The organism is Dyella sp. (assembly GCF_035486915.1).
In the GTDB taxonomy this organism is placed as follows: Bacteria; Pseudomonadota; Gammaproteobacteria; order Xanthomonadales; family Rhodanobacteraceae; genus Dyella_B.
This window is the reverse complement of record NZ_DATHMR010000200.1, coordinates 36177-48018: the sequence shown is the minus strand read 5'-3', so window position 1 is coordinate 48018 and position 11842 is coordinate 36177. Positions and strand designations below refer to the sequence as shown.

At 55.1% G+C, this 11842-nt stretch carries 8 protein-coding genes and 1 pseudogene; 3 read left to right on the top strand and 6 right to left on the bottom strand.

Annotation, left to right across the window (positions count from 1 at the left end; all coding sequences use genetic code 11):
• The first annotated feature begins 1162 nt into the window (after positions 1-1162).
• Positions 1163-1438 carry a hypothetical protein gene (locus VK725_RS16530; RefSeq protein WP_325319155.1) on the top strand — a complete coding sequence of 92 codons (276 nt, stop codon included), beginning with the start codon at positions 1163-1165 and terminating at the stop codon, positions 1436-1438.
• A 365-nt stretch (positions 1439-1803) separates the two neighbouring features.
• Here the strand turns inward: VK725_RS16530 and VK725_RS16525 are convergent.
• From VK725_RS16525 to VK725_RS16500, 6 genes and pseudogenes are all read right to left on the bottom strand, one after another.
• Positions 1804-2181, bottom strand: a pseudogene (locus tag VK725_RS16525) (IS30 family transposase); the annotation flags it as partial.
• A gap of 602 nt (positions 2182-2783) precedes the next feature.
• Positions 2784-3578 carry a hypothetical protein gene (locus VK725_RS16520; protein WP_325319154.1) on the bottom strand — a complete coding sequence of 265 codons (795 nt, stop codon included), beginning with the start codon at positions 3576-3578 and terminating at the stop codon, positions 2784-2786.
• Positions 3579-3852: 274 nt separating this feature from the next.
• Entirely contained in the window at positions 3853-5130 is a 1278-nt protein-coding gene (locus VK725_RS16515; protein WP_325319153.1) for a divalent metal cation transporter, read from the bottom strand.
• A 149-nt stretch (positions 5131-5279) separates the two neighbouring features.
• Positions 5280-5492, bottom strand: a complete 213-nt coding sequence (locus tag VK725_RS16510) for a hypothetical protein (RefSeq protein ID WP_325319152.1) — start codon at positions 5490-5492, stop codon at positions 5280-5282.
• A 42-nt stretch (positions 5493-5534) separates the two neighbouring features.
• On the bottom strand, positions 5535-5774 hold the full coding sequence (locus VK725_RS16505; RefSeq protein ID WP_325319151.1) for a hypothetical protein: 240 nt from the start codon (positions 5772-5774) through the stop codon (positions 5535-5537).
• Positions 5775-5953: 179 nt separating this feature from the next.
• Positions 5954-6226 (bottom strand): XAC0095 family protein, encoded by a 273-nt coding sequence (locus tag VK725_RS16500; protein WP_325319150.1) that lies wholly within the window; start codon positions 6224-6226, stop codon positions 5954-5956.
• A 716-nt stretch (positions 6227-6942) separates the two neighbouring features.
• Here VK725_RS16500 and VK725_RS16495 point away from each other — a divergent pair.
• Complete coding sequence (locus VK725_RS16495; protein WP_325319149.1) at positions 6943-10209, top strand: protease pro-enzyme activation domain-containing protein; 3267 nt, start codon at positions 6943-6945, stop codon at positions 10207-10209.
• Positions 10210-10413: 204 nt separating this feature from the next.
• A complete protein-coding gene (locus tag VK725_RS16490) occupies positions 10414-11817 on the top strand; it encodes a sensor histidine kinase (RefSeq protein WP_325319148.1) in 1404 nt (467 codons plus the stop codon).
• Positions 11818-11842: the final 25 nt, after the last annotated feature.

Genomic DNA, 11842 nt, shown 5'->3' with positions numbered 1-11842 from the left:
CCGATACTGAGTTATAAACAAGCACGCCACTACGCCATCCGCCGCCCTGATGAGTTACGTGAATCGTCAATCTCCCAGACACCTTAAATGTAGGGATAAATGCGCGAGGGGTGCGGCGCGATAGCTTAAAGCGGTCTTCAAGGAACGGGGGCTCTCAACACCCCCAAGCCGTTTGGCCAATGTGTTGCATTCACCGGTTGAAACGGCAACTCAAAGCGGACATGTTCAAAGTCTGGTTTGCTCCGGATTGTTAGCCGGACGTGGGGCGGGTAAAGTTTCCAAAAGTCAGTGCATTAAGGGATGCGTTCAGCGAGTGAGCGCAGATGTATAACCGGACGTGCACATCCGTCCATTAGGTAGTTAGGCGACACAGCAACCAGCGCACACTCCGATGAGCCAAGAACAGCATCCACCATCGCTACATGGTTCCTGTCATTGCGGCTTAGTGCGACTCACGCTGCCGGCAGCACCCGACACGGCAACTAGTTGCAACTGTTCGCTATGTCGGCGCACCGGAGGAATATGGGCCTACTACGAAATTGGCGCGGTCTCTATCCAAGGCCATCCCGAGAATACGGAAAGCTACGTGTGGGGCGATCGAACCTTGAGGAATGTTCGGTGCAAGAACTGCGGTATCGTCACCCATTGGGAGCCAATTGAACCCGCATCCTCCGCTCGCCACGGAGTCAACCTGCGGAATTTTGAACCCGCGCTCTTGGAGTCGGTCGTCATTAAGCGCTTCGATGGGGCAGACACTTGGAAATTCTTAGATTGAGCGCTTGCCGCCTTTCGCCTCAGGCGCTCAGAATTTCACAGGTGCCCCCTACAATTCATTCAAGGTCGACGGCTTCGCCGCCGCTTAACTCAAGCGCTAGATTGCTTGGAAATATAGTGCGTACTTGGATACTACTAACGGCCTTATTTTTTCCACTCGCCTGTTCTGCGCAGAATTTTTGTGCCTACCAGAACGCGAATCAGTGAGTGAGGGATAAGGGCTTTCAGCAGCATGTAAAACAGTTCTTCGGCCTTGCAAGGGAAGGCCTCTATTGGAAAAATGGCTTGCTTTCAGATCAAGCCATCAAAGGGCTTGGCGCCCCCCGATAACATTAGGCAGTTGGGCCCGAAGCTAATTATGGCTTCTGCATGCCGTGCTCATAGCTGTATGGAGAAGGCTGTTGCGATTGTTGCCTGTCCATCTACGATTCTGGCCGTTGGGATTCTGCATTTTAGTTGTTCTCGCAGTTGTAGCAACGACGCCACGGTTACTCTCTTCTTCAACGACAAAAACAAGGCTCTTCAAGGTCAGCCAGAGTTAGAAGCGTGGGGCAAAGAAGCTGCTGAATCTGAAAACAAAGGCTTTACGTACCAATTCCGTACGCAATCGAACAAACCGCTCCAGCCGACCGGCCAGCAGCCACCGCGGCCGGTCGGTGGCTGAGCTTTAGCGTTGGGCTTATATGGCAAAGATTGCAGCGATAGCAAAAAAAACCTGGAACCTAAGTATCCACCAGAGGCTATTTGTACTGTTGTGCTTTTGTGCTTACCTCATAGCGTATTGCCCGTGGAGTGAACCAAACACGTCAATAGCTGTAGACGTATATGCTGGCTCTGCCGCGATGATCGTGGTGGCAGTTCTACCCAATAAAACACGACTTATCTACGCATTTGTCATTGCACTTTGCGTGGCTTTTTTAGTTTTAGCAATTGGGCAAGCAGCGCATCGCCTGCGCACCTAACATTTCGATCAAGCGGATGCGCGCACCGCTTAACCCAGATGTTGAGTGTCCGCTTTCGATGGCGGCCTCAACCGGTCAATGCAACAGCTTGTTGAAAACGTTCGGCCGGTGTTTCGAAGCCTAATGTTTCTCGCGGTCGTTCGTTCAACTCTCTTGCGATGGCATTGAGCTTAGCTTGTGTGATGCCCGATACATCCATGCCCTTGGGTAAGTACTGTCTAAGCAGTCCATGGGTGTTCTCATTGGAGCCGCGTTGCCAGGGATGGTACGAGTAACCCTGGATGTCGGTAGCCAAAGTAAAGCGACGATGATCCGCCATCTCCGATCCGCGATCCCACGTGAGTGATTTATAAAGCTCCCAAAGTAGCTTATGCGCGTGCTTGATCAGTGCATGGATGACCGTCTGGGTATCGCGTCGATCAACCTTGCCCAGCATTACGTCCCGAAACTCTTACGCATGAGGGTCAAAATTCCCCCGTCGTACCAATTCATGATCAACGTATCGTGATTGACTGATTTAATCGTTGTGTCGAAACCTGACGAATCATTGCTGCACTTGATTGCATAGAAGCCGGGTGTGTCCGAAGAAATAGAATAGTGTGGGTTTTTGCAAGTATCGTACGTCCCTTTACCGTTTGTTTTGGAGCTATCCCACGTAATGGCGTCACCTGTAAAAGTAACCATGGCGCCAAAGTAGGCGGGGTCGTTATCCAGCAAGGCGGCTACTTTTGCACTCGGGTCAGTGCTGACCTTTGTGACGGTCCAGACTCCCCTAACTCGGGCAGCTACGGCGGGTGTGCTTTGAGCGCTGTTCGCAGCGAGAAGAATAGGTGCTCCGCTTAACGCTGTGAAGCTGATTGGAAGTAGGACGAGTAAAGACGCAACGGATCGTTTCATAGCAGCGATTCCAATTTTCAAAGTTACGCGCATGAAAACATGGGTCGGAGCGAATTTTCACCGCATGACATCAGAGGAAATGGTGAGTAAATGATTAAAGTTGGATTTGAAAATCCAACCCGCCCCAGTTCGGGTGCACGCGTCCTTCAATCAGGATGACGGAAACGAGCAAGTTAAGGTGAAGTCCTCCGCCGCTGGAATAGCTGCGCCTCCTGACACGTTTGCTTGGGGAGCATATCGGACCATGACAGAGGTTCCGTCGCTTCCATCGAACAACCCAGGCGTAAACGTATAGCCATTTATTGTTGCTACGGCTGGACTAACTTGGCAGTTGGCTGCACCGGGCGATTTTCCGGCGAACTCTACGACGTAAGCATTGGGTGGATAACCGGTGGAACCTACATAGGTGACGCTTCTGATCCAACCATTGTTGTTGCTGATTGCCGCTGTGCTGCTGATGGATGCTGTTTGAACGCCTTGTGGCATCGGCGTCGTGGTCGACGTTGTCTGGGTTGTCGTTGTGGTTGTTGTGGTGATCGGGGTCGTGCCAGGGGCTGATGATGCGACAGGGCACGTCAGAGTGAAGTCCGTGGCGCCGCCGATGGTGCCCGCATTCGGTGCCGTTGGAGTAAATGAAACCACCAGCACGTTAGGCATGTTTACGGGATTGGTCATGCGCGAGTCCAGGCCCGACATCGCTGGTGCTACGTTGCATGACAGCGCGCCTGGAGCCGCTCCGGTAAAGTTCACGACGTACGTAGTGCCACCGCTAGTTGAACTGGCGTTGTTGTTTACGGTGACGGAACTTATCCAACCGTTGTTGTTGGTAACCGCACCTGTAGCGCTAATATTTACCGTCTGTGCATTTGACTGCGCATATACCCCAGAGAAAACCACACCACCGATCACAAATAGCGCTGACGTTGTCATCGTTTTAGCTTTCATGGGTGCCTCCACTAATGGATGAGCAACTGGTTTGATAAGCAACTGGCCGTTTCACAGACGAACACGCAGCCGAATCTGCTACCGAAGGCGTGATCCAGACGTGAGCCTTAAGTGAGCTAACACTGTGTGAACGAAGCGACAAATTCGCGCCGACGCTGGATGGTCAGAGTCAGTAGCGCTCAACAAGACAATGCCCAAGAACACGCGGCCTCGCTTCTTTTATCGGTCCGTAACGCAATCAGATGCTGTATGCCGTCATGTGCGACAAATGCCGTCATTTTCCCCACGTTACGAACATGACTATGGCGGCGAGCGCCATGACTGCCGTAGCGATCCAACCCACTATCCAGAGCCAAGGCTCGACAGTAAATTCGCCCATCACTTCCCGCCTTCTACTCATAAGCATCACCATCACCATCATGGGTGCAGCCGTGACACCATTGATCACAGCGCTCCAATACAGCGCCTTGATCGGGTTGATGGGAGTGAGGTTGAGCGCAATGCCGGCGATGCTCGCGAAAATCAGAACGCCATAGAAAAGCTTTGCCTGATGCGGCTTGTTCTCTAAACCATATTTTTCGCCCAGTACGCCCGCAGCGGCGTATGCGGTGGAGCCCGCCAAAACAGGAACGGCTAGCAGCCCCGTCCCGACGATACCGGCAGCAAATAGCCAAAACACAAATCGACCCGCGATGGGCTTCAGCGCTTGAGCGGCGTCGGAAGCCGACTGAATATCCGTTTTTCCGTGTGCGTGTAACGTAACGGCTGCGGTGAGGATGATGAAACCCGCGACGATGTTCGAAAAAAACATACCGACTGCCGTATCGATGCCGATACGCTCGAGCGCATCGGGACCTTGCGAAGGTGCTCGTTTCAACGATCGCCTGGGTCCGGGAGCACGAATTTCTTCGACCTCTTGAGCGGCTTGCCACACGAAAAGGTATGGGCTGATAGTCGTGCCCAAAACGGCCACGATGGCAACAGCGTATTTTGCGTCGAACTTCGCCTTGGGAAGAATGATGCCTTTTACGACATCCACCCAGGGAACATGCACGACAAAAACGGTGCCGACGTATGCAAATAACGTCAGCGTCAATATCTTCAAATAGGGCGAGTACCGTGAAAACGGTACATACATCTGCAGCCCCAGCGAGATAAGTGCAAACAGTGCCGCGTATAAAGTCGGCGGGCCGCCTACTAGCAGTTCGGTTGCTGCACCCATCGCGCCAATATCGGCAGCCAGATTGATGATATTGGCAACCAAAATGGACGACACGAGAACGTACACCAGCCAGCGGGGATAATGCCTACGCATGTTTTCCCCGAGACCTTTGCCGGAAGCACAGCCGATGCGTGCACTGATCGCCTGGATGGCAATCATCAAAGGCATCGCCAGTATCAAGCTCCACGCAGTGGCGTACCCATACGCAGCGCCCACTTGCGAGTAGGTGGCGATACCACTGGGGTCATCGTCGGCGGCTCCGGTGACTAAGCCTGCACTGAGCTTTTGCCACAAGGACCATGCAGGGTTGGCGATCTTTTTCGTGGCCACTCGATACCCTTCACAGCCGATCCATCACCAGCAGAGGGACGTCCGGAGCTACGTGGACGGGCCATTGCCGCACCCGTTTCAGTGGCCAGTTGGGTCGATGTTGTGCTTAAGGGTGGAAAATTTGTGTTCGCGCATGCTTTGCTGGTCATTCAATCGATCACGCGGAATGGAAATCCTTTGCTTGAGAGAAAAGCAGGAAGTCCTTCCGGCACCACCATATCGAGATTTTCAGGGGAGCCGGGTTCCCGGGTCTTGTGAATGTGCGAAAGCCGCACCTCGCCGAACTCTGCCTCGTATAACCCGGCAAGCTCGGAAAATTCGTGGCGTAAGTTGGCAGTAAAGCTAATGCATATTCCGGCCATAGCGTTGTCCTGCGCGGTTACTTTTCTGGAGGCGAGCGTGTGTTAACGAGCGGCTTTGATGCTCGGAATGCTCAAGGGATTCGTTGAAACATCGGCTTCCCCTGGCGGCGGCTCCTCGGGCGACACGCGCCCCAGCGTGATGTTTTTGGAGGCGCGGACTTCACGGTTGGAGAATGTCCAGATTTCTCCGGATTTCGTAATGATCACCGTCCAATACAGATCGGATTCCGGACCATAATCGATCAAGACGTGCGCGAAGCCCTCGCCTTTCGGTGTATTCATGGGCAAAGGCGGATTTAGCTGGAGCATGATTAGTCCCTCAATGTGAGACTAGGGATACATGTGCGCGAGTGATGCACTTGTGCATGGAAAGTGAGGCCGCCGCGTTAGGAGCGGCGTTTATTCATGCTCGCCCAAACAGAAGCATTTCTGTACAAGCCGGCCCTAGGAACTTCTGCTGATCATTGCCACATACGGCTTTGACTGCCGATACCGTTTTCTTTGCTTAGCCGATCCAGTGTATTCCCAATCTGTGCCCTGAGTTCCTCAATGGAGTAATGAAGGTCGAAACGAGGAATCACCAGCATGGCATTGCCGTTCGTGTTGTCGTCATTGCTATAAGCGATTTTCGCCATCAGTGACAGCATGGCCTGGATATTTCGAAGGTCTTCGTAGCCTTCTTCGGACAATAGGTATAGTTGCGGTCCCTGCGGGCCGCTGTGCATATCTTCCATGAGTTCTCCACTTGTTTAGATCACGCCGCGTATTGCGCACGGCGTGAAGGGCTACAGGAAAAATCCAGCTCGTTTTGACGGAATCAGCTGCTTCCGTTTTGACGAATGCCCACTGTGGCTCGACGTCGCGCCGTCGGCTCGGCGGTGAAGTAAGGGAAATGCACCCGTGGTGAGGGCACGTAGACATGCGGGTGCCGTATGATCGAACGTAACCATGATCAACTCTCTCGTTAGTTGGTGGTGGCCAGTGGATCGTTTGGGTCGCCACCCATTGGATCCGCGCTGCTTCACATCATGTCGGGCGTGTCGAACTCATCACTGTCGGATGGACACGCCCGACAACAGCACCATCGCATAAGTGCAACGCGATCATCAGTCAGGGGACGCGGATTGGTGCTGACGGTAAGCTGATGTTTTCGCGATGCCTTTCCGAGCTCGCCAATCGACGCTGCAACGGCGTCGATGTGAACTGGTTCTCCATTCTTTACGACGACGCATCGGCGGTGAGAATTCGGAGAGAAATGCACCACTAATGGGTGCGTGACCGGTGCGGCCTTTAGGGCTAGCCTCGAAAGAATCACGAGGGAAAGCCAGCTTCGAAAGTACGCAAGTACTGGGGCGACTATGCTTTTCGTTGTGATTGTCCGTGGGGAATGGGCCTATCAGGGGAAGGCACAGAACTTCAACTTGATCACGCACCAAGTGCGGGGGTGAGTATGTCATGCAACATATCAGGTAGGCCTTGGCTTGTAGGTCTGGCGTTACTGCTTGCGTGGGGGCCGGCGCAGCAAGCATGCGCCAGCAGTGACGCAAACAGCACGCCACTTATTAACGCATCGAAGATCGACAACAGTCAGTTATCCACGCTTAGCGGCACGGTGCCTTTGCCAGTCAGCAAAAGCAAAGATGCGGGCGCGATGGCACAAACCGAGGTCATTTCATCGATGACGCTGGTGCTGAAGCGCAGCACGCAGCAGCAGAGTCTGTTCAACGCATACGTCATGTCGCTCAGCGATCCGGCGTCGCCAAATTTCCATAAGTGGCTTACCGCGACGCAGATTGGTGAGCAGTTCGGTCCCAATGCCGACGACGTAACGACTGTAAAGAAGTGGCTCGCTTCACGGGGACTCGGTGTGAAGAGTGTGTCGCCCGATCGCATGCGGATCCGTTTTTCCGGTTCGGTTGCGGCAGTGGAGCGTGCGTTCGGCACCTCCATGCATCGCTACACCTCGGAGGGTCGCACGCATTTTGCCAACGCTTCGGAACAACATCTGCCAAGCGCACTGACATCTGTGGTCGCCGGTGTTGCCTCGCTGAACGACTTCTTCCCGAAGCCGCTGGTCGAGAACGTGCAGACCGTGAAGCGCGATACCAAGGGGCATTGGGTTTCTGCCGGTGGCAAGTCCGACTTCAATTTCGTGTTCAACAACGACGTGTTCTATGACGTCGTACCGGCGGACTTCAACACGATTTACAACGTGACGCCGCTTTGGAGCCAGAACACGCCGATTCGCGGTGCAGGACAAACCGTCGCGGTACTGGAACACACGGACGTGCTCGATGCGGATGTGTCGACGTTCCGGCAGACGTTCATGCCGACCGATGCAGCCGGTGTGTTCGCGCAAGTGCATCCGCTGGCTTTTACCGGCGACACCAGCTGTGCCGACCCCGGTACCACTGGCGATGAAGGCGAAGCTGCGCTGGATGCCGAATGGGCAGGCGCTGCCGCTCCGGATGCGAACGTCACACTCGCTTCCTGCGCCGATACCGGCGCGGATTTTGGCGCCTTTATCGCAGCGGACAATCTGCTTCAACAAAGCAGCCCGCCCGCGGTCATGAGCCTTAGCTACGGCGAATGCGAACTCATGAGTGCGGCCGTTGGCGATCTCGACGAAGCCGCATCGCTCTGGGCGCAGGCTGCTGCCGAAGGCGTTACAGTCTTCGTTTCTTCGGGCGATGCAGGTTCGGCAGCGTGCGATCAGGACGAAAGCGCGGCGAGCTTCGGCATTGCGATTAATGGTCTTGGCAGCTCGTGGTTCGACGTCTCGGTGGGTGGTACGGATTTCAACGACATCACCGATGCGAGTAAGTACTGGCTGCCGGGCAATGGTTATCTGGGCCAGAGTGCCATCGGCTACATCCCCGAGCAGACGTGGAATAGCTCGTGTGCGAGCAAGGTACTTTCCAAGCTGATCGGATATTCGAGCCCGCTGGCCGCGTGCAATAGCGATGGCGAGGGTTCTGAATTCCTGAATACGGCTGCCGGAGGCGGTGGTCCGAGTTATTACTGGCAGCAGCCATTGTGGCAAACGGGTATCGCAGGCATGCCACAGACGAATACGCGCGCCATCCCTGACGTTGCGCTGTTCGCTGCCAACGGCGTGTATGGCCATGCATTGATCTATTGCATGTCCGACGCTTCCGAAGGTGGTACGCCTTGCAATTATCTCAATCCGACGGATGCGGTCTACAACAGTGCCGGCGGTACGTCGTTCGCGGCTCCAGCGATGGCTGGCGTGCAGGCGCTAATCAACCAGGCCACGGGCGCTAATCACGGCAACATCGGTCCGACGCTCTATGGTCTTGCGCGCGTGCAGTACGGCACAGTGGCATCGCCCAATTCGGGCTGCAGCGCAACCGCTACCAGCGCCCAGTGCATTTTCCATGACGTTGCAACGGGCGACATCGACGTACCGTGTTTCGCTGGAACAGGCGACTGCTACACCAAGAAAGACGATAGCTTCGGTATCGTGAGCAACGGTGGTCAGGCGTCGATGGTGACGGCATGGAAGGCAGGCACAGGTTACGACTATGCAACGGGTCTTGGCTCTGTCAACGTCAACAATCTCGTCAACGCAATCACGACACAGGAAGCACGCAAGAACATTCCGCGCACGTGGGATGTCTTCGGTACCGGCGAGCTAAGCAACGGCGGCAATCCCGGCTACGGTTTGAACGCGCAATTGGACGGCCATAGCACGTTGCTGTTGATCGGTAACACCACCGGCGACACCATCATGATTCATATGAATGGCGGCACCACGCTGGAGACCATGTCCACCGTTCCGATCACGACACCGGAAGGCGTGCTCGATGGCTTTCAGCCGGGTGATCAGGTTCATTCTGTGCCGTTCGATCTCTTCACGGGCCAGGTGAGCGGTCAGGAAGTGATGGAGAGCGACAATCCGACCACCAACACGACCAACCTCGGGGTCTATAGCTACGGCTGGATCAACTTCCGCTTTCCGTATCCGGCCGGCTGGACGCTGCTGGGTGCCGGCATCGTGGATCAAACAGGTCTATCGAAAGAGATCTGGTTCAACACATCGACGGGCCAACTCAGTTACTGGAGCATGAGTTGCACCGGCTCAATCCTGTTCGGTCAATTCAACCAGATGGATTGCGAACGAGCGATCGGCAACAGCTTCGACGGAATGGCCGGTTATACGCCGCGTCTGGCCGATCTCAATGGCGATGGTTACATCGACATCGTGTGGACGGGTCCGAAGAATGAGATCGACTACTGGATCAACGATGGCCAGGGCAATTTCACCAAGACCGATGGCGGCAAGTTCACCGCGGGCTGGACGCTGGAAGGCGCCGGCGAAATCGCAGGCAGCGGCGAGACCGATCTGATCTGGTCCAACGCTTCGACCGGCCAGATGCAGTGGTGGGTGATGAATGGCACCACGGTCGTCAGTAAAAAGTCGCACAGCGTACCGTCGGGTTACAGCTTGGCGAGCATCGAGGACTTCAACGGCGATGGCTTGGCCGATCTGCTATGGACCAATGCGAAGGGCGATGCCTATGTCTGGCAAGGCACCGGTGGCGATTTCGTCACACAGCGCGTGGCCGACGGCAATGGCACCGCATACGTCATACCGGCTGGTTACACCGTGCAGAAAAATCGTCTACAAGGCGTGACGCAGCTTCCTACAGCACCCAGTACAAGTGCGCAGGTGGCGTTGGGAACTACGCACTGATGCGAAGGACCGCTTAGCATTGGGCGGACAGGAAACTGTCCGCCCTTTTTTCACATTGCGCATCACGACGTCGTATGGCGTTCTTTTTGGCGGCATACTTGAGCGATGGCCACTTCAACCCGGATGAAGCGTTTGTGCCGCGCCTGAGGTAAGGATGTTCGTGCGCGCGGCAGTCCACGGACAAGCGAGCAGATGAGGGTGAGCATGTGGGGACGAATCAAGTCGTGGGTTGAACGCATCCCGATAGAGGACCCTGTCGACCGTCGCAGCGCCATCTTCATGCAATGGCTGCTGCTGTTCGAGGGTTTTCGCATACCGCTCAACAAGATCTACTTGGTGTCGTTTCACTGGGCTTATCTGGAAGAGCACTTTTACGCAAAAGCGCGTTCCGGCGCACCGGCCGCGATCGCCATCGATTTCGGCACCGACGTAGCCATGACGTTGTCGGCGTGGTTCGGGATTTACCTGATACGCATCGGTAAATTCAAACTTGCCGTATCGATCTACCTCGCCTCGGTTTTGTGCTCGGGCGCCATTGCGTACACCGCATTCGGTTATCAGGCGACCGATGGAAATTTGACCTTCATCATGATCCTGGCGCTTGCCGGGATGATGCTCGGTAGAAAGGCCTTATGGCTCGTGTACGCGGGCGAGGCCATTACCCTGATTCTTAGCGTAGCGCCGATAAAGGTTTCCAATTCGTTCAATTTGCCGCCAGTGGTGATGGACGCCTACAACCTGCTGCCGATGCGTGCATTGATAAGCTTTCTGATCATCACCGTCATCTTCGATCGAAGCATCAATGCTTTGAGACAAAGCTTCGACGAAGTCAATGAGCAGCGGCAGCAACTAAGCCAGGAGATCGCCGCGCGCGAGCGCGCGCAAGAGCAGCTTCTGCATTCGCAAAAGATGGACGCCATGGGAAAAATTGCCAGCGGCATCGCGCACGACATGAACAACATCTTCGGCATCATCATTGGCTTCTCTACCGAACGAGATAGACTGGTCGTCGATGACGATGCCGTCGACACCGATGTGGCGGCGGTCGCCGAGGCGATGGAAGGTATTGAGACCGCTGCGCGCCGCGGTACATCGGTGTGTCGCAAGCTGCTGACATTCAGCCGCCAGGATGCGACAGAGCCGGAGATCTTCGACATGGTTGCCGCCCTGCTCGGCATCGTGCCGCTTATTCGGAAAGTTCTCCCGTCGACGGTGGAACTGCAGTGGCATGTGCCCGACGCTGAAATTTACGTTCTCTTCGATCGCAGTCAATTCGAGCTTGCGACCATCAACCTGGTTTCCAACGCGCGCGATGCGATGCCAAATGGCGGTATCTGCAAGGTATCCATCGAGCGACGCCACGGGTATGCCGTGTTATCGGTCGAAGACACGGGCGTGGGGATGTCGGAAGTCGTCAAAAAGAGAATTTTCGAGCCGTTCTTTACGACGAAGGCCGCGGGTAATGGCACGGGTCTGGGACTTAGCGTCGTCGATGGCCTTGTCCGTCACTTGGGTGGAGGCACCGAGGTTGAAAGCGAACTGGGCAAAGGCTCCGCCATTCGCATTAAGCTTCCCGTTACGCAATACGGCAGTTTGCTTGCCCGATGAAGCGCTAAGGGTTTCGACGAGGCTA